We start from the raw sequence: 18092 nt of genomic DNA on the forward strand, positions 1-18092 counted from the left end.
CGGGCCCGGCCTGCGCCGATGTGCTTTTGTCGGTCCGGTACGGCAACCTGCTGACCCGTGAACGTGATCACCCAGCTCTCCCCGGAAGCCCAGTACCTCCACCGCCACCTGACCGAGCCCGGCATCGGCTACCCGGACCCGTGGCCCGACGCGTCACGGCTGACGGCGGCCGATCTGGGGCATCTGCTGCCGCTCGCCTACCGCACCAGGGGCACGGGCCCCGCCTTCTCGATGCGGTACGCCGTCGAGAACGAGGTCAAGCAGCGGCAGCCGGAGTTCACCCCCGAGTCGTGCCTCGCGCTCTACGAGGCCCTCGCCGCCGGGCTGGACAGGCGCCGGTGGGCGGACGTGTGCCTGGCGGCGGGCGCGCTGCTGCGCTGCCCCGGCGGGGCGCCGCAGGCCGAGCTGGCCGGGATCGCGCGGGCGCTGACCGAGTTCATGGTGGCGCACTCGCGGTTTGAGGAGCCGTACGCGCTGCTGGCCGTGGCCGGGGTCGCCGGGATGGACGAGCGGGGGAAACCGATGGACGAGCCGCAGGGGTCGCTGGCGGTGGCCGAGCGTGACGTGGTGCTGGGGCTCGATCCCGTCGGCAGGGCGCTGGTGGCCGAGGTGGGGCCCCGCTCGTACGGGTCGCCGCCCGAGCTGCCCGGGGTCTGGGAGCGGCTGGCGGCGCTGACGCCGTACGCGGAGTTCGCCCGTTCGGCGCTGGAGGCGGCCGAGGCGCGGCTGGCCGCGATCCACGCGGGCGAGCTGCCGTACCGTGCCGACAAGGCGTTCACGGCGGCCGAGGTGCCGGCGCTCGGCCGGGCCGCGCGGCTGGCGCTCCACAGCGACGCGCCGTGGCTGCCCGAGCTGCTCGGCAGCCTGCTGGCCCGGGTCGCCGTCGCGCCGACGAAGGCCAAGACGCTGCCGTCGCAGGCGCTGCTGTTCGAGCTCGGGCGGGCGGTCGGGCGGTTCCCGACGCCCGAGGCCGTCACGGCGCTGCGCGCGGCCCGCGCGGCGACCCGGCACGCCGGGGTGGTCAAGCAGCTCGACCGCATGATCAAGAAGGCCGAGCCGGGGCTGGCCGACCGGGTCGAGGTGGCCTTCCGCATGCCGGACCTGGGGTTCGCGTCCGGGGGGCGGCTGGAGGTGGCGCTGGGGGAGCACACGGCGGTGGTCTCGCCCGGTGCGGGCGGGGAGTTCGAGCTGGGCTGGTGGCAGGGCGGCAAGGCGCTCAAGAGCGTGCCGGCGGCGGTGCGCAGGGAGCATCCCGAGGAGGTCAAGCGGCTGCGCGAGCTGGTCAAGCAGGTGCGGCGGCAGGTGACGACGCTGTGCCGGGCGCTGGAGGCCGGGTTCGCGGGGGAGATGTCGTGGCCGTACGAGACATGGCGCGAGCGGGTCGCCGGGCACCCGATCGCGGGCACGGTGGCGGCCCGGCTGATCTGGGAGGTGGAGACCGCCCCCGGCGAATGGCAGGCCCTCCCGCCCGCGTTCACCCCGGGATCCGGCCCCGCCGCCACGGACGGCCCCGCCGCCACGGACGGCCCCGCCGCCACGGACGGGCCCGCCGCGCCGGGCGAATGCGCCGCCGCGGATGGACCCGCCGCGCCGGATGGGCGGCGGGTGCGGTTGTGGCATCCGGCGCGGGCCGCCGCCGGGGAGGTGGCCCGGTGGCGGGAGGCCGTGACCGAGGGGCGGGTCAGGCAGCCGTTCAAGCAGGCCTTCCGCGAGGTCTACCCGCTGACCCCGGCCGAGGAGGAGACCGCCGCCTACTCCAACCGGTACGCCGCGCACATCGTCGACTACCGCCGCCTCTACGCGATGTTCCGGTCCAGGAACTGGGAGTCCAGGATGCTCGGCCCCTGGGACGGCGGCGACACGGACGCGGCCACCCGGGTCCTGGCGGAGGGCCGCTGGCGGGTGTCGTTCCACCACGACTACCTGTACGACGAGCCCGGCGAGTACGCCTCCACCGACCAGGTGCGCTTCCACCGGCGCGGCGACGAGGGCGCCTGGCGCGAGGCGCCGCTGGCCGAGGTCCCGCCGCTGGTGTTCAGCGAGGCCATGCGGGACGTCGACCTGTTCGTGGCCGTGACCTCGATCGCGGCCGACCCCGCCTGGGCCGACCGCGGCCACGACCGCCACCTGGCCTACTGGCGCGACACCTCGGCCGGCCCGCTGCAGCCCTCGGGCGAGGTACGCCGCGACGCCCTGGCCCGCCTCCTGCCCCGCACGGCCATCGGCGCACGCTGCACGCTCACGGACCGGTTCCTGGTCGTCCGCGGCGACCTGCGCACCTACAAGATCCACGTGGGCAGTGGCAACGTCCTCATGGACCCGGGCGACGTCTACCTGTGCATCGTGCCGGAACGCCGCCGCGACGAGCGGCTGTTCCTGCCGTTCGAGGATGACGACCGGCTGGCGCTCATCCTCAGCAAGGCCCTCCTCCTGGCCAGGGACACGGAGATCACGGACGAGAGCATCCTCAGGCAGATCAAGGGCGGCTCGTGACCTCTGCGATCAACAACTATACAAACGACCGATCGTTCGTATAGTTTGGCGGCATGACGCAGGACGGCCGGCGGCTGCGCGGGTTGCGCAGCCGGGAGGCGATTCTCGAGCGGACGGTGGGCCTGGCCTCCGTCGAAGGGCTGGAGGGGCTGTCGCTGGGGCGGCTGGCGACGGCCACCGGCACCAGTAAGTCCGGATTTTTCGCTCATTGGCGTGACAAGGAGCAGCTACAGCTTGACGCCGTGGAATGGGCGGCCCGCCAGTGGAAGGAGCACGTCGTGGCGCCCGCCATGAGTGCTCCGGCCGGGGTGCGGCGGCTGTTCGCGCTGCACGAGGCGCGGCTGCGCTTCTACCGCGAAGGCTTGCTGCCGGGTGGATGCTTCTTCTTCACCGTGCAGGCCGAGTTCGACGACCGGCCGGGAGCCGTGCACGACCGCGTGGCGCGGGCCATGCGCGAGTGGCAGGAGTTCATCCAGCGGCTGGTGGCGCAGGCCAAGGAGCTGGGTGAGCTGGTGGACGGCGCGGATCCGGCGCAGCTCGCGTACGAGATCGACGCGCTCGGCGAGATGGTGATCATCCACTCCCGCCTGCACGACGGGCCCGCCGCCCTCGCCCACGCCCGCCGCGCCGTCCTGCAGCGGCTGCGCGCGCTCTGCCCCGAGCCCGCACTTCTCCCGGAGGATTGATCATGATGATGGAAGACGGCGTGCACGAGCCTGTCCAGGTGCATTTCGACGATCTCGACGCCATGGGCCTGTTGCACAACTCCCGGTACGCGTTGCTGGTCGAGCGGGCGATCGGGGCGTACTGGCAGCGTCTGGGCTGGTCGCCCGACGCGGCGCGGTCGGTGTTCAAGGACGTGTTCCTGGCGGTGCGGGAGTTCAAGGTGACCTATCACGTGCCGATCGTGGGGGCGGGCGAACCCGTGGTGCACTTCTGGATCGAACGGCTGGGCCGCACCAGCGGCGTGTACGGATTCCGCGTGCTGTCGCCGGACCGGGAGGTGGTGCATGCCGACGGTTACCGGGTGAACGTCAACCTCGACCCGGCCACGCTGCGGCCCGCACCGTTCACCGACGAGCTCCGCACCGCCGCCGAGCCCCTGATGCGCCACGCGGCGGCGGCCTGCTGACGTCCGGACCGCGGCCGGGCGGCGCCGCGCTCGCGGCCGGGCGGCGCCGCGCTCGCGGCCGGGCGGCGCCACGCTCGCGGCCGGGCGGCGCCGCGCTTCAGTGCGGGACAGTGCCGCGCTTCAGCGCGGGACGGCCGCCACGGTCCGCCAGCCCACGGTCAGGGCGCCCGCCAGCAGCACGATCCCCGACAGCACGCCGCTGAGGAACGGCACCCAGGCCGCCGCGGACGTCGGCGCCAGGGCGAGCCCGGCGACGCCGAGGAGGCTGAGCACCGCACCGGGGACGGCGATGTCCCAGCTCTTCCAGATCGGTGCCAGCGCGACGAAGTGCACCCCGACCACCAGCGCGACCCACGCCACGTTGGCCTGCTCGGGAGCTCCGAGCGCGGCGAGCACCCGCAGCCCGCCGAACAGCAGGATCGCCTCGGCGGCCACGACGGCGAGATAGCCCCGGCCGAACATGGCTCCCCGGGCACTGGCGTCGGCGCCCTGCCGCCCGCCGGTGCCCTGCCTTCCGCGGGCGGCGGTGAACCACAGGACGAGCACGCCCGCCGCGGCCAGGCCGGCCGCCACCCGGAGGAGGAGCACGGCGGTGCCGCCGAGCGGGTCGTGCGTGTTGACGAAGACGAAGACGGCGCCGAACATCGCGCCGATGAGCAATCCGGTCATGCGTTGCATGAGGATCATTGAACGGCAGGCCGGGTGACGCCCGCACGGGGCCTGGGGCGAGTCCGGGGTCGGCCTGGCCCTACCCCCGCCGCACCCCTACCCCCGCCGCGCCCTATCCCTGCCGTCCCTCTACCGGACCGTACCTCTACCTGACCGTCCCTCTACCGGACCGTACCGCTACCTGGCCGTCCCCCGCAGGTAGGCGAGCACCGCCAGCACCCGCCGGTTGTCGTCGGCCGTCGCCGGAATCTCCAGCTTGGCGAACAGGCCGGCCACGTGCTTCCCCACTGCGGCCTCCGTGATCGACAGCGCCCGGGCGACGGCGCTGTTGGAGCGCCCTTCGGCGATCAGCGCCAGCACCTCGCGCTCCCTCGCGGTCAGCCGGTGCGTCGGCTCGGTGACCTCCCTGGCGCCGGCCCACGTCCGCTCGAACAGGTCGATCAGGGCGGTGATCAGGCTCTGCTGCCTGATCACCAGCGCTCCGGGGGAGTGGGCGACGGGGACGATCCGGAGGAACGCCACCGTACGGTCGAAGATGACCATCTGCTGGATCGGCTCGTCGACCACCCGGTGCAGGTCGCCGGCGGCGTGCAACTGCCTGATCCGCGCCGCGAGGAGTGGTTTGTCCAGCATGTCGGCGTGCACGATCGTCCGCATCCGCATGCCCCGCTCCAGGGCGTCGAGGTTCTCGCGCCGGGTCGAGCGTTCGTCGCGCTCCGTGCCGGCCTGCCCGACGGGCTGCATGGCGCGCAGTTCGGTGGCCGAGGCCGCGGCCTGGGAGATCCGTTGCCGGACGAGCTCGCTGTCGACCAGGCGCTCGACGTCCACGGGGAGCCCCCGCAGGTCGTTGACCACCTCTTCGAGCCGCCGGGCGAGCTGGGCCAGCGCCGCGCTCTCTTCCACAGGCCTCCCTCCCACGGACGAAGGTAGCCCTTCTGATCTACTTTGTAAAGGGGGCGGTCCGGTCGAAGCAGAGCACGATCTCGCCGAGGGCCGCGCCCGCCCGCATCGACGCCAGGGCGTCCCGCACGCGGGCCGCGGGGTAGGCGCCGTACGGCAGCGGCAGACACCAGTCCCGTGCCGCTCCGGCCATCACCTCGGCGAACACGTCCGGGTCCGAGGGGTCGGCGGCGCCGAGCTCCACGTACCGCCCGTCATCGGCCAGCGCCCGCTCCCAGCCGGACGGGGCGGGCCCCGCCATCACCTCGGCACCCCGGCCGTCCGTCAGCGCCAGCACCTGGCGGGGCGCGTCCGGGGCGAGGGCGTCGAGCACGTGCCAGGCGCCGAAGGTGAGCAGGAGGTCGCGCTGGGCCGGGGTGCGGGCGGCGGCCAGGACGCGGGCGCCGCAGTGGCGGGCGTACCGCAGCGCGGCCAGGCCGAGGCCGGTGGCGTCGTCGTGCAGGAGCAGGGTCTCGTCCGGTGACAGCTTGGCCTGGACGGTCAGGGCGAGGTGGGCGTGCAGGTTCGGCAGCGGTGCGGTGGCGGCCTCGGCGTCGGGCGTTCCCGCGGGGGTGGTGGTGAGGAGGCGGGCCGGGGTGAGGACGTGGGAGGCGGGCGTGCCGGGGGCGAGCCCGGTGACGCGGTCGCCCGGCCTGAGGCCGGTGACGCCGTCTCCGACGGCGGTGACCAGGCCGGCGCAGGACCACCAGGGGCGCGGGGCGCCGGTCCTCCGTACGGGGAGGGTGGCGGCGCGTACGTCGACGGCGACCAGGCCGGGGCCGGGGGGCGGGGGAGGGGCGGTGCGGGTCCAGGCCGGTTCGGGGGCTTCGAGGTCGGGGGCGAGGTCGAGGGCGTAGGAGGCGGGAGGGGTGTGGGGCTGCTCGCGGATGACGAAGCGGCCTCGCGGTGTCAGGACGATCTCGTGGTCGCCGGGGGTGGCCAGGAGTTCGTGGGCCAGCCTGCGGGCGTCGGCGGCGATGGTCTCGCCGGGGTGCAGGGTGATGCGGGGCAGGTGCAGGCCGGGGTGTTCGCGGGCGATGGCCGTGGCGGCGTCCTGGACGGTGGTGGCGGTGGCGGGGCGGGTGACGACGTACAGTGATCGTCTGGCGGTTGGGGGGAGCGCGTCGAAGGCCCGTGCGATGGCTCGCAGCGCGGGTGGCGGCTCGTCGCCGGCGCGGGTGGCGTGGCCGGCGGGTACGAACGTGACGGCCACCCGTTCGCCGGGCGGCCGGGTGGAGATGAGCTCCGGACCTTGCCCGGCGAGCACCGCGACCGCCTTTCCCGCGTGCGGTGGGGTCAGGAGGCGGGCGACCGCGTCGGCGAGGGGGAGTTCGTGCTCGGATTCCGCGGCGATGATCCAGCGGGTCCTGGTGGCGGCGGGCGGGAGCGGTCGGGGGCGGGTGCGGGCGCGGGGGCGGGCGGCCAGGAGGATGGAGAAGGTGTCGCGGCCGGGCCTGGTGTCGTCGCCGGTCCGGGCGAGGTGGGTGAAGCCGCACTCGCGCAGCAGCGGCGGCCACTGCTCGCGGCGCAGCAGCGTGGTGCGCGGCCGCAGGGGGTCGTCCTCGGCGGGCCAGGCGTGGTCGAGCGTGCCGAAGGCGCCGAGGAGCAGGGCGGGGTCGTGGGTCTCGATGGCCAGCAGGTGGCCGCCGGGGGCGAGCAGGCTGCGGACGCGGTCCAGCGCGGCGGGCAGGTCGCGGGCGGTGTGCAGGGTGTTGGCGGCGATCACGACGTCGTGGCCGCCGGAGGCGAAGCCTTGGCTGGTGGGGTCGGTGTCGAGGTCGAGCTGCTGGTGGTCGAGGAAGTCGTGGCCGGGGAAGCGGTGGCGGGCGGCGGCGCAGGCGAGCGGGCTGGGGTCGGTGAGGGTGTAGCGGGTGAGGTGGGCCGGCAGGAGCGGGAGCAGGGCGGCGGTGGTGCCGCCGGTGCCCGCGCCGACTTCGAGCACGCGCAGGGTGCGGTCGCCCGGCCAGGCGGCGAGGATCTGGCGGAGCAGGGCGCGGGCGACCCGGTTGGTGAAGCGGCACACGGGGGCGACGTCGTACAGGTGCTGGAGCGGGCCGTCTTCGAGCAGGTCCAGGGGGTTGGTCTCGCCGCGGAGCACGGCGGGGAGCCGGCGTGCCACGCGGGTGCTGAGCGCCACTTCGGCGAGGAAGGCGGGGTGGCGCTGGAGGAGGGCGCGGGTGAGCTCGTCGGGGTCGGCGGGGCCGGTGGTGAGGTGCCAGCGGCCGTCCGGCGTCGGGTGGGCGAGGTCGTGTTCGCGCAGCAGGCGCAGCAGGGTGGTGACGAGGCGGCGGTGGCGGGGGAGGAGGCCGGCGGCGAGGAGGTCGTCCACGGTGAACGGGGTGGCGGGCGCGGTGGGGAGCAGGCGGGTGAGCGCGCCGGCGAAGCGGTGCAGGAGGGCGTGGTTCGCTTCCGGGAGGAAGCGTTCGTAGCGGGAGGCGCGCCAGGCCGTGCGGATGCGTTCGAGCTGCTCGCCGGCACGGGCGAGGATGACGCCGGGCATGGGCAGTGCGCATGTGTCGTCCCTGCCCGGTTCGTACGGGGCGGCGCGGAGCCGGGTGCGGTCCAGGGTGACGGTCGGCTGCCCGGCATCGAGTTCGCAACGCATATGACTACTGTGCGTGCTTAAAGGGCCACATTCCCGTCCGCTGTCCTCGCCATAAAACCACTTGAATGAGTGAGTACTCGCTCATTACGCTTCCGGCCGTGAACAAGAGGCGCAGGGTGCCGGCGATGGCGCCGGAGGATCGCCGGGCCGCTCTCATCGCCGCCACCATCCCGCTGCTGCGGGCGTACGGCGCCGCGGTGAGCACCCGTCAGATCGCCGAGGCGGCGGGCGTGGCCGAGGGCACCATCTTCGGTGTCTTCCGCGACAAGGCCACGCTGCTGCGGGCGGCACTGATGAGCGCCTTCGACCCGCTGCCCGCCGTGGCGGCGATGGCGGCCGTCCCCGCGGACGCCGGGCTGCGCGCGCGGCTGGGCGAGGCGGTCGCGATCCTGCGGGCGCGGATGCGCGACAACGCCAATCTCATGGCCGTCCCCAAGGATCTGATGGCCGACGACGCCGGGTTCCGGGAGAGCATGATGGACGGCCGGCGGCGGCTGCTGGCCGCGCTGGCCTCCCTGATGGAGCCCGATCGCGACCGGTTGCGGCGCTCGCCCGAGGCGGCGGCGCAGCTGTTGCTCATGCTGGTCGCGGTGTCCGTGCACCGCGGCTTCGACGAGGGCGGCGACTTCGCGGACATGGAGGACGAGGAGATCGTCTCCGTGCTGCTCGACGGGTTGCTCGTGCGGTCCTCCCCCACCCCAGACCAAGAAAGCCCTTGCTGATGCTGTTCCGTTTGCTGCGGGTCCAGCTCAGGCCGTACCGGAGAGAGATCACGCTCGTCGTGCTCTTCCAGTTCGTGCAGACGCTGGCCACGCTCTATCTTCCGACGCTCAACGCCGACATCATCGACGACGGTGTCGTCAGGGGCGACACCGGTTACATCATGCGCGTCGGGCTGGTGATGCTCGGTGTGACGCTCGTCCAGATCGTCTGCGCGACCGTGGCGGTGTACTACGGCGCCCGGACCTCGATGGCCCTGGGCAGGGATCTGCGGGCCGCGATCTTCCGCCGGGTGCAGGACTTCTCCGCGCAGGAGGTCGGCAGGTTCGGCGCGCCGTCGCTGATCACCCGGACGACCAACGACGTGCAGCAGATCCAGTTGCTGGTGCTGATGGCGTTCACCATGATGGTGGCCGCGCCGATCATGTGCGTCGGCGGCATCGTGCTGGCGTTGCGGCAGGACGTGACGCTGTCGTCGCTGCTGCTCGTGGCGCTGCCGGTGATGATCGTCATCGTCGCGGTGATCGTGGTGCGGATGCGGCCGCTCTTCCGCACGATGCAGGAGCGCATCGACCGGATCAACCAGGTGCTGCGCGAGCAGATCACCGGCATCCGGGTCATCAGGGCGTTCGTCCGCGACCGGTACGAGCGCGAGCGGTTCGCCGCCGACAACGACCGGCTGACCGACGTGTCGCTGCGGGTGGGACGGCTGATGGCGCTGATGTTCCCCACGGTCATGCTGGTGGTGAACGTCTCCAGCGTCGCCGTGGTGTGGTTCGGCGGCCATCGCATCGCCGAGGGGGCCATGGAGGTGGGGGCGCTCACCGCCGTCATCTCCTACCTCATGCAGATCCTCATGTCGGTGATGATGGCGATGTTCATGTTCATGATGATCCCGCGGGCCGAGGTGTGCGCCGAGCGGATCGAGGAGGTGCTGGCGACCGAGCCGACCGTGCACCCGCCGGCGGCTCCCGTCGTGCCGGAGCGCCATGACGGTGAGCTGGAGCTGCGGTCGGTGGACTTCCGTTATCCGGGTGCGGAGGAGCCGGTGCTGTGCGGCGTGAGCTTCGTGGCGCGGCCCGGCCGTACGACGGCGATCATCGGGAGTACGGGCAGCGGCAAGACCACGCTGCTCAACCTGATCCCGCGGCTGTTCGACGCGACCGCGGGCGAGGTGCTGGTGGACGGCGCCGACGTGCGCGACCTCGACCAGGCCGTGCTGTCGCGGGCGGTCGGCCTGGTGCCGCAGTCGCCGTACCTGTTCACCGGCACGGTCGCCTCCAACCTCCGTTACGGCAGGCCGGACGCGACCGACGAGGAGCTGTGGCGGGCGCTGGAGGTGGCGCAGGCCCGCGAGTTCGTCGAGGCGATGCCGGGCGGGCTGGAGGAGCCGATCTCGCAGGGCGGCACGAACGTGTCGGGCGGGCAGCGCCAGCGCTTGGCCATCGCGCGGACGCTGGTGCACCGGCCGGAGATCTACCTGTTCGACGACTCGTTCTCCGCGCTCGACTACGCGACGGACGCGCGGCTGCGCGCGGCGCTGGCCGCGGAGATCGCCGACGCCACGATCGTGATCGTGGCCCAGCGGGTGAGCACGATCCGTGACGCCGACCGCATCATCGTCCTGGAGGACGGGCGCGTGGCCGGTAGCGGTACCCATGCCGAGCTGATGGACGGCTGCCCGACGTACCGGGAGATCGTGCTGTCGCAGCTCACGGAACAGGAGGCGGCAGCGTGACGACACAGGCGCCGGCGCGGCGCCCGCAGCCCGGCCTCGGCCCCGGCCGGATGATGGGCGGCGGGCCGGCCGAGAAGGCGCTCGACTTCGGCGGCACGCTGCGCAAGCTGATGCGGCTGCTGCGTCCGGAGCGGGCGATGCTGATCGTCATCCTGGTGCTCGGCGCGACCGGTGTGGCGCTGACGGTGGCCGGCCCGAAGATCCTCGGCCAGGCCACGGACCTGATCTTCAACGGCATCATCGGGGCGCAGCTGCCCGCCGGGGTCAGCAAGGAGCAGGCCGTGGCGGGGCTGCGGGCCGGCGGGCAGGACACGTTCGCCGACATGGTGGCGTCGATGAGCGTCGTGCCGGGCCGCGGGATCGACTTCACCGCCCTGGCGCAGGTGCTGGGCTGGGTGCTGGCGCTCTACCTGGTGGCGGCGGTGCTGGGGATCATGCAGTTCCGGCTGACGACGGTGGTGGTGCAGCGGGCGGCGGCGCGGCTGCGCGGGCGGATCGAGGACAAGCTGGCACGGCTGCCGCTGAGTTACCTCGACGGCCAGCCGCGCGGTGAGATCCTCAGCCGGGCCACGAACGACACCGACAACATCGCGCAGACGTTGCAGCAGACGATGAGCCAGCTCATCTCCTCGGTGCTGACGGTCGTGGGGGTGCTGGTGGTGATGTTCTGGATCTCGCCGGTGCTGGCGCTGATCGCGCTGGTGACGGTGCCGGTGTCGGTGTACGTGACGGCGGCCGTCGGCAAGCGGGCGCAGCCGCAGTTCATCAAGCAGTGGTCCTCGACGGGCAAGCTCAACGGCCACATCGAGGAGATGTACGGCGGGCACACGCTGGTCAAGGTGTTCGGCAGGCAGAAGGAGGCGGCGCAGGCGTTCGAGGAGCACAACCAGGCGCTGTTCGCCTCCGGTTTCCGTGCCCAGTTCATCTCCGGTGTCATCCAGCCGGCCATGATGTTCATCGGCAACCTCAACTACGTGCTGGTCGCCGTGGTGGGCGGGCTGAAGGTGGCCTCGGGCTCGATCTCGCTGGGCGACGTGCAGGCGTTCGTGCAGTACTCGCGGCAGTTCAGCCAGCCGCTGACGCAGCTGGCCGGCATGGCGGGCCTGGTCCAGTCGGGCGCCGCGTCGGCCGAGCGGGTCTTCGAGCTGCTGGAGGCGCCCGAGCAGTCGGCCGAGCCGGCCGAGCCCGCGCGGCCGGCGGCGGTCAGGGGGCGCGTGGCGTTCGAGAACGTGTCCTTCAGGTACGCCGAGGACCGGCCGCTGATCGAGGACCTGTCGCTGACCGTGGAGCCTGGCCAGACGGTGGCCATCGTGGGCCCCACCGGTGCGGGCAAGACGACGCTGGTCAACCTGATCATGCGGTTCTACGAGGTGACGGGCGGCCGGATCACGCTCGACGGGGTGGACATCGCGCGGATGTCGCGGGAGGAGCTGCGCGCCGACATCGGCATGGTGCTGCAGGACACCTGGCTGTTCGGCGGCACGATCGCGGAGAACATCGGTTACGGCGCGGAGGGCGCCACCCGCGAGCGGATCGAGGCCGCCGCGCGGGCCGCGCACGTGGACCGCATCGCGCACACGCTGCCCGACGGCTACGACACGGTGATCGACGAGGAGGGCGCGGCGGTCAGCGCGGGGGAGAAGCAGCTCATCACGATCGCGCGGGCGTTCCTGTCGGAGCCGGCGATCCTCATCCTGGACGAGGCGACCAGCTCGGTCGACACCCGGACCGAGGTGCTCATCCAGCGGGCGATGAGCTCGTTGCGGGAGGGCCGGACGAGTTTCGTGATCGCGCACCGGCTGTCCACGATCCGCGACGCCAGCCTGATCCTGGTGATGGAGGACGGGCGGATCGTCGAGCAGGGCACGCACGAGTCGCTGCTGGCGGCGGGCGGCGCCTACGCCCGGCTGTACTCGGCGCAGTTCGCCGAGGCCATCGTGGAGGTCGACTGAGAGTGCTGGCGGTGGCCGGACACGCTCGGGGGACGGGGTCCGGCCGCAGCCCCATGTCGTAGGGTGTTCGAGCGATCGCTTACCGTACGCGACAGCCGGGGGACGGCGATGTTCGACTTGATCATCAAGGGGGGCCGCTGGTTCGACGGCGCGGGGAGCCCGTCGGCGGTCCGCGACCTGGGGGTGCGCGCCGGGCGGGTGGCGGCCGTCTCGGCCGAGCCGCTGCCGCAGGCGGGGTGCCGGCGGGTGCTCGACGCGGGCGGCTGCTGGGTGCTGCCGGGTTTCCTGGACGTGCACACCCACTACGACGTCGAGGTGCTGCAGTCTCCCGGCCTGCCCGAGTCCGTACGGCACGGCGTGACCACGGTCGTGCTCGGCAACTGCTCGCTGTCGGCCGTCTACTGCGCGGCCGACGATGCGGCCGACCTGTTCAGCCGCGTGGAGGCGCTGCCGCATGCCGCCGTGCTCGACGCGCTGAAGCGGCACCGGAGCTGGTCGGGCGCCGACGAGTACGTGCGGGCGCTGCTGGCCCGCCCGCTCGGCCCGAACGTGGCCGCCTTCCTCGGCCATTCCGACCTGCGGGCGTACGTCATGGGGCTGGGCCGCGCGGTCGGCGCCGGTCCGGCGTCGGGCCGGGACCTCGACCGGATGGCGGCGCTGCTCGGCCGCGCCCTGGACGCCGGCTTCCTCGGCCTGTCCACCGTGACCAGCACGCACTGCCGCCTCGACGGCGAGCGGTTCCGGTCGGCGCGGCTGCCGTCCACGTTCGCGGGCTGGCGCGAGTACCGCGTGCTGCACCGGGTGCTGCGCGAGCGCGGCCGGGTGCTGCAGGGCGCCCCTGGCGCCGCCAGGCCGTGGGACAGCCTGCGGTTCTTCCTGGCCAGCGCCGGGTTGCGGGTGCGGCCGAGGCTGAAGACGTCGCTGCTGCCGGCGCTCGACTCCGGGACGTCGCCCGCGCTGGCGAGGCTGACCACGCCGGTCAACCGGCTGCTGCGGGCCGAGGTGCGCTGGCAGCACCTGCCGGTGCCGTACGAGCTGTACGCCGACGGCATCGATCTGGCGATCTTCGAGGAGTTCGGCGCCACGGCGGCCGCGCTGCACCTGCGGCAGGAGGCGGAGCGGGCGCGGCTGCTGTCGCGGCGGGCGTACCGGAGGTGGTTCCGCCGCGACTACGACAGCCGGTTCCGGCACCTGTACGACGCCGAGATCGTCTCCTGCCCCGAGGAGGGGGTGGCGGGCCGGTCGTTCGGCGAGGTGGCGCACGCGCGCGGGCGGCATCCGGCCGAGACGTTCCTCGATCTCGTGGTCGCGCACGGGCCGCGGCTGCGCTGGCGCACGACGATCGCCGGCCACCGGCCGCACGTGCTGGACCGGCTCGCCGGTGACCCTGCCGTGCACCTGGGGTTCGCCGAGTCGGGGGCGCACCTGCGCAACATGGCCCACTACAACGTCCCGCTGCGGCTGCTGCAGCGGGTCGTGGCCGCCCAGGCGGCGGGCCGGCCGTTCATGACGGCGGAGCAGGCGGTGCACCGGCTGACCGGTGAGCTGGCCGACTGGTTCGGGCTGCGGGCGGGCACGCTGCGGGCGGGCGACCGGGCCGACCTGGTGGTGGTGGACCCGGCCGGGCTCGACGACCGGCTGGCCGGTTACCACGAGGCGCCCATGCCGGACCTCGGCGGCGTGCGGCGCATGGTGAACCGCAGCGACGCCGCCGTCAGGGCGGTGTGCGTGGCGGGCGAGCCGGTCTTCGAGGACGGCGCCTTCGCCGCCGGTTACGGCAGCGCGCGGCGCACCGGCACCTTCCTGGGCGCCGACCGCAGGTGCGCGTGACACGGGGTCGCCGGATCGCCGGGCAGCGGCACGGGCGCGACCGGCCGGTTGCGCGGGTCGGCGAGGTCGTGCGCCGACTGGGCCAGCCAGGTGGCCATCAGCACCCCGGCCGCCGCCGCGAGGCTGTAGTAGAGGCTGCCGGCGTCCACCAGCATCCAGCCCACCGCCAGCACGAGCAGCGGCAGCACCAGGGACGTGATCCCGTACAGGTACGTGACGAACGGCCAGCGCCCGTCCCACCGCTGTGCGCGCAGCACCAGCACCATCCAGACGAGCTGGCCCAGCGCGAAGAGCAGGGAGAGCAGGCCGAGGTCCACGCCGAGCTCGTCGGTCACCGCGGTGACGGCGCCGCCTCCGTACGCGAGCACGCCGGCGATCTGCGCCACGACCGGGAGCTCCAGGCCGTCGCCCAGCACCGGGGCGAACAGCAGCACGACTGCGAGCATCAGCAGCGAGTCCAGCGCCACCGCCCACCACGGCCAGCCGGGCGCGATCGGGTGGAGCAGCCAGGCCGCCGCGGCGGCGTACAGTGCCAGGCGCAGCCGCCTGTCCTTCGTGGTCGGCTCCGGCGGCGTGCCCGTGCGCGGGCCCCGCAGGCACGTCCACAGCGCGCAGGCCCAGGGTGCGCCGATCAGCAGCATGGTGGCCACGTTCTGCGGCGTCGCCTCGATGGTCTCCTCCACCGGGGCGAAGACCGTCAGGCGCCACAGCGGGGCGATGTCGCCGCTGGTCAGGGCTATTGCGGCGGTGATCAGGAGGGCGGCGGCGTACAGGGCCGTGACGATCAGGGCGGGGACGCCTAATCGGTGGTTGCGGGGCACGGGACACTTCCTGGGGGGCAAGATCGGATTTGAACGCCTCAGCCTAGCGAAGTCCCCATCGGCTCAGAATCGGTGCCGCAGGGTTCAGAACCGGTACCGCAGCAACCGCCCGGAGTCGCGCCCGCCGGGCAGGTGCGCGCCCAGCCGCAGCCCGATCCGCGCCGCCGCCGGCAGCCTGCCCAGATCGGGCACGTCCACCACGTACAGATCGTCCACGAACGCCAGCCCGTCCTGCCACCCCTCCAGCTCCCGCGGGTCGTCGATCCCCCAGTGCCAGCTCTCCAGCACCGCCCGGGGCGCGATCCCCATCGCCATCCAGCTCAGCTTCTTCGCCAGCCGGACGAGCCGCTCGCTGAAGCAGTCGAACAGCAGCTCCCCGCCGGGGAAGTGCCCGCAGATCCGCTGAATGAGCTGCCGCCCCTCCTCCTCGTGCAGGTACATCGTCAGCCCCTCGGCCACGACCACGACGGGCCGGTCACCGGGCACCTCCTCCAGCCACCCCTCCTCGGTGACCGAGGCCCCGAGCATGCGGTAGTTCCCGCCCGGCTCGGGCAGCAGCCGCCGCCGCAGCTCGATGACGTCGGGGAAGTCGACGTCCACCCACCGCACCGAGGGCGGCGGGTCCAGCCGGTGCACCCGGGTGTCCAGCCCGCACGCCAGGTGCAGGACGGTGACCTCGCCGGGATGGGCGATCAGGAACTCGCCGGTCCAGCGGTCCAGCTCCCGGCCGCGCAGGGCCAGGGTGGCGGCGTCCCACGGTGCCTGGGTGCCGGTCTTGCTCCAGTCGTGGTCGACGCGCCTGACCACCTCGTCGGCGGTGTGGTCGCCGAGGATGGAGTGGCGGGCGCGGCTGTCCAGCGCCCTGGCGTACAGGGTGGCGAGCATCGTCCCCTGAACGGTGGTGAGTTCCACCTTCTCGCGTTCCATGCCCAGCACACTACATAGTTTTCACAAATTCGTGAAAGTTCTGAATAACGGTAAGATGTGGCGGGTGCAGAGGAAGATCGACCACGGGCGGGACGAGGAGGCGGTGCGCCGCTTCGTGGAGCGCCTCGCCCTCGACCTGGTGGCCACCGGCATCCCGAGGATGCCCGCCCGGATCTACGCCGCCCTCCTGGTCGCCGAGGAGGGCCGTGGCACCGCGGCCGAGCTGGCGGAGTTCCTGCAGGTGAGCCCGGCTGCCGTGTCGGGCGCCGTACGGTATCTGACGCAGGTGGCGCTGGTGACGCGCGAACGCGACCCCGGCGCCCGCCGCGACCACTACCGGGTGACCGAGGACCAGTGGTCGCAGGCGATCCTGCAGCAGGACGTGCTGTTCACGCAGTGGGAGCGCACCCTGCGCGAGGGCATGGAGGCGGTCGGCCAGGCCAGCCCCGCGGCGGCGCGGCTGGCGGAGACGTGGGAGTTCCTCCAGCTCATGCGGGAGGAGATCCCGGTCCTGGTGGACAAGTGGCAGGCCCGGCTGGCCGCGCTCCGCGCGTCCCAGGGCCGCGGCTGACCGTGGAACGGCTGGAACGGCTGGTGCGGCAGGCCGGTTACGGCGGTGACGAGCCGCTCGTCGTCGGCCTCCAGCGGCACCGCGAGCCGCCGATCTTCCACGTGCAGGGGCTCACGCCCGGGACGCCCGTGTACGCGGCCTCGCTGTCCAAGCAGATGACCGCCGCGCTGATCGCCCTGCTCGCCCGGGAGGGCGTCCTCGACGTGGACGGCCCGCTGTCCGGTCACCTTCCCGAGCTGCCCGCGTGGGCCGGCGGCGTCACCCCGCGGCACCTGCTCCACCACCTCGCCGCCCTGCCCGCCGACTCCGTCGTCGATGCCGTGCTCACCGGCGACCGCACCAGCGAGGGTGTCCTGCGCGCCCTCACCGGCTTCGCCGCCCTGCCCGGCGTCCCCGGCACCGCGTACGCCTACTCCAACGCCGGCTACGTCTGCCTCGCCGCGGCGGCCGAACGGGCGGCGGGCCGGCCGCTGCCCGACCTGGCCCGGGACCGGCTGTTCGCCCCGCTGTCCATGCCCGGCACCCGCTTCTGGCCCGGCCCCGCCGCCGCCCCGCCCGGCGCGGCGCCGCTGAGCCCCCGGCACCCGGCGCCGCTGTCACTCGGCGACGGGGGCGTGTGGAGCACCGCCGCTGACCTGCTGCGCTGGGGCCAGGCGCTGAACGCCGACGAGCTCGGCGTCTCGGAGCTCCTGCACACTCCTGGCCGCCTGGCCGACGGCACCCGTACCGGCTACGCGTGGGGCGTCGGCCTGCGCTCGCACGCCGGCCACCGCGTGCACCGGCACGGCGGAGGCTGGCCGGGCCTGCGCGCCCAGCACGCCCGGCTGCCTGATCTGGGCTGGAGCATCGTGCTGCTCGCCACCGCCGACGACACGGAGCGGCACATCGAGCTGGTCAGGCTTGTTCTGCACGAGGTGACAGCCGCCGCAGCAGGTACGTGTCCATGATCCAGCCCTTGCGGGCCCGCGCCTCGGCCCGTACCCGCTTGATGCGCTCGCCCACCTCCGCCACCGGCCCCGACACCAGGATCTCGTCGGCGGTGCCCACGTAGGCGCCCCAGTGGATGGCGTAGTCGTCCAGCCCGTCGAACGAGCAGTGCGCGTCGAGCATCACCACCACGTCGTCGGCCGTCGGGCCGCCCTCGGCCAGCCGCCGCCCCGTCGTCAGGTGCACCGGCCGCCCCACCCGGGTCAGGCTGGTGCGATGGGCGGCTGTCAGCGCGGACACGCTGCTGATCCCGGGGATGACCGCGTAGTCGAAGGTGACGTCGCCGCGCTGGAGGATCTCCTCGACGATGGCCAGCGTGCTGTCGTACACGCCGGGGTCGCCCCACACCAGGAACGCCCCCGTCTCGCCGTCGGCCAGCTCGTCGCGGATGAGCGCCTCGACGGCGAGCCCGCGCCGCGAGCGCCAGTCGTCCACGGCGGCGGTGTACGCGGCGGCGTCCCGGTCCCGCTCCGGGTCGCGCGCCTCGGCGATCCGGTACGGCGCCCGCCCGTGCTCGGCGATCATGTCCAGCCGGAGCTGGACGAGGTCGTGCTTGACCTCGCCCTTGTCCACGATGAAGAACACGTCCGCGGCGGCGATCGCCTTGACCGCCTGCAGGGTGAGATGGTCGGGGTCGCCGGCGCCGATGCCGATGAGGAGTAGCCGCTTCACCCGCCAAAGTGTGCCAGAGCCGGACATCCCCACCGG

General features: G+C 73.5%; 15 protein-coding genes. 9 read left to right on the forward strand and 6 right to left on the reverse strand.

The window, feature by feature from the left end:
• Positions 1–57: 57 nt before the first annotated feature.
• From HD593_RS64405 to HD593_RS20475, 3 genes are read left to right on the forward strand one after another with little or no spacing between them, the layout of a single operon-like run.
• On the forward strand, positions 58–2493 hold the full coding sequence (locus tag HD593_RS64405; protein WP_185103745.1) for a DUF4132 domain-containing protein: 2436 nt from the start codon (positions 58–60) through the stop codon (positions 2491–2493).
• A gap of 53 nt (positions 2494–2546) precedes the next feature.
• The gene (locus tag HD593_RS20470; protein WP_185103747.1) at positions 2547–3179 is read left to right on the forward strand and encodes a TetR/AcrR family transcriptional regulator; all 633 of its coding nucleotides are present in this window, start codon (positions 2547–2549) and stop codon (positions 3177–3179) included.
• A gap of 2 nt (positions 3180–3181) precedes the next feature.
• Positions 3182–3625 carry an acyl-CoA thioesterase gene (locus HD593_RS20475; RefSeq protein ID WP_246546660.1) on the forward strand — a complete coding sequence of 148 codons (444 nt, stop codon included), beginning with the start codon at positions 3182–3184 and terminating at the stop codon, positions 3623–3625.
• Between the two features lie 120 nt (positions 3626–3745).
• Here HD593_RS20475 and HD593_RS20480 read toward each other — a convergent pair whose 3' ends face one another.
• The 3 genes from HD593_RS20480 to HD593_RS63480 form a co-directional block, all read right to left on the reverse strand.
• Entirely contained in the window at positions 3746–4294 is a 549-nt protein-coding gene (locus HD593_RS20480; protein ID WP_221524850.1) for a hypothetical protein, read from the reverse strand.
• A gap of 177 nt (positions 4295–4471) precedes the next feature.
• Positions 4472–5197: a helix-turn-helix transcriptional regulator gene (locus tag HD593_RS20485; protein WP_312903564.1), complete on the reverse strand. Its 726-nt coding sequence runs from the start codon at positions 5195–5197 to the stop codon at positions 4472–4474.
• 37 nt (positions 5198–5234) lie between these two features.
• Complete coding sequence (locus HD593_RS63480; RefSeq protein ID WP_185103751.1) at positions 5235–7838, reverse strand: methyltransferase; 2604 nt, start codon at positions 7836–7838, stop codon at positions 5235–5237.
• A 98-nt stretch (positions 7839–7936) separates the two neighbouring features.
• On the opposite strand from HD593_RS63480, the gene HD593_RS20495 reads away from it, so the two are divergent.
• From HD593_RS20495 to HD593_RS20510, 4 genes are all read left to right on the forward strand, one after another.
• Positions 7937–8560, forward strand: coding sequence for a TetR/AcrR family transcriptional regulator (locus HD593_RS20495; RefSeq protein ID WP_221524851.1), 624 nt, complete (start codon positions 7937–7939; stop codon positions 8558–8560).
• Positions 8560–10296, forward strand: coding sequence for an ABC transporter ATP-binding protein (locus HD593_RS20500; protein ID WP_185103754.1), 1737 nt, complete (start codon positions 8560–8562; stop codon positions 10294–10296). Before HD593_RS20495 ends, HD593_RS20500 begins: the two co-directional genes overlap by 1 nt.
• Positions 10293–12248: an ABC transporter ATP-binding protein gene (locus tag HD593_RS20505; RefSeq protein ID WP_312903566.1), complete on the forward strand. Its 1956-nt coding sequence runs from the start codon at positions 10293–10295 to the stop codon at positions 12246–12248. The genes HD593_RS20500 and HD593_RS20505 overlap by 4 nt, the downstream gene beginning before the upstream one ends.
• A 108-nt stretch (positions 12249–12356) precedes the next feature.
• A complete protein-coding gene (locus HD593_RS20510; RefSeq protein ID WP_185103755.1) occupies positions 12357–14078 on the forward strand; it encodes an N-acyl-D-amino-acid deacylase family protein in 1722 nt (573 codons plus the stop codon).
• Here the strand turns inward: HD593_RS20510 and HD593_RS20515 are convergent.
• Together HD593_RS20515 and HD593_RS20520 are read right to left on the reverse strand one after the other, a co-directional pair.
• Positions 14021–14899 (reverse strand): hypothetical protein, encoded by an 879-nt coding sequence (locus HD593_RS20515; protein WP_185103757.1) that lies wholly within the window; start codon positions 14897–14899, stop codon positions 14021–14023. The two genes, HD593_RS20510 and HD593_RS20515, sit on opposite strands and share 58 nt — an antisense overlap.
• 84 nt (positions 14900–14983) lie before the next feature.
• A complete protein-coding gene (locus tag HD593_RS20520; protein WP_185103759.1) occupies positions 14984–15826 on the reverse strand; it encodes a class I SAM-dependent methyltransferase in 843 nt (280 codons plus the stop codon).
• 64 nt (positions 15827–15890) lie between these two features.
• On the opposite strand from HD593_RS20520, the gene HD593_RS20525 reads away from it, so the two are divergent.
• Positions 15891–16397 (forward strand): GbsR/MarR family transcriptional regulator, encoded by a 507-nt coding sequence (locus HD593_RS20525; RefSeq protein ID WP_221524852.1) that lies wholly within the window; start codon positions 15891–15893, stop codon positions 16395–16397.
• A 2-nt stretch (positions 16398–16399) separates the two neighbouring features.
• Positions 16400–17344 (forward strand): serine hydrolase domain-containing protein, encoded by a 945-nt coding sequence (locus tag HD593_RS20530; RefSeq protein WP_185103761.1) that lies wholly within the window; start codon positions 16400–16402, stop codon positions 17342–17344.
• On the opposite strand, the gene cobF is transcribed toward HD593_RS20530, so the two are convergent.
• Complete coding sequence (gene cobF, locus HD593_RS20535; RefSeq protein ID WP_185103763.1) at positions 17292–18056, reverse strand: precorrin-6A synthase (deacetylating); 765 nt, start codon at positions 18054–18056, stop codon at positions 17292–17294. The two genes, HD593_RS20530 and cobF, sit on opposite strands and share 53 nt — an antisense overlap.
• Positions 18057–18092: the final 36 nt, after the last annotated feature.

Origin of the sequence: Nonomuraea rubra (assembly GCF_014207985.1) — a bacterium.
GTDB classification, from domain to species: domain Bacteria; phylum Actinomycetota; class Actinomycetes; order Streptosporangiales; family Streptosporangiaceae; genus Nonomuraea; species Nonomuraea rubra.

What these genes read in the sequence shown, in the direction of transcription:
- HD593_RS20470 (WP_185103747.1), top strand. Translation starts at nt 2,547, where the DNA reads ATGACGCAGGACGGCCGGCGGCTGCGCGGGTTGCGCAGCCGGGAGGCG.
- HD593_RS20475 (WP_246546660.1), top strand. Translation starts at nt 3,182, where the DNA reads ATGATGATGGAAGACGGCGTGCACGAGCCTGTCCAGGTGCATTTCGAC.
- HD593_RS20480 (WP_221524850.1), bottom strand. Translation starts at nt 4,294, where the DNA reads ATGACCGGATTGCTCATCGGCGCGATGTTCGGCGCCGTCTTCGTCTTC.
- HD593_RS63480 (WP_185103751.1), bottom strand. Translation starts at nt 7,838, where the DNA reads ATGCGTTGCGAACTCGATGCCGGGCAGCCGACCGTCACCCTGGACCGC.
- HD593_RS20500 (WP_185103754.1), top strand. Translation starts at nt 8,560, where the DNA reads ATGCTGTTCCGTTTGCTGCGGGTCCAGCTCAGGCCGTACCGGAGAGAG.
- HD593_RS20510 (WP_185103755.1), top strand. Translation starts at nt 12,357, where the DNA reads ATGTTCGACTTGATCATCAAGGGGGGCCGCTGGTTCGACGGCGCGGGG.
- HD593_RS20520 (WP_185103759.1), bottom strand. Translation starts at nt 15,826, where the DNA reads ATGGAACGCGAGAAGGTGGAACTCACCACCGTTCAGGGGACGATGCTC.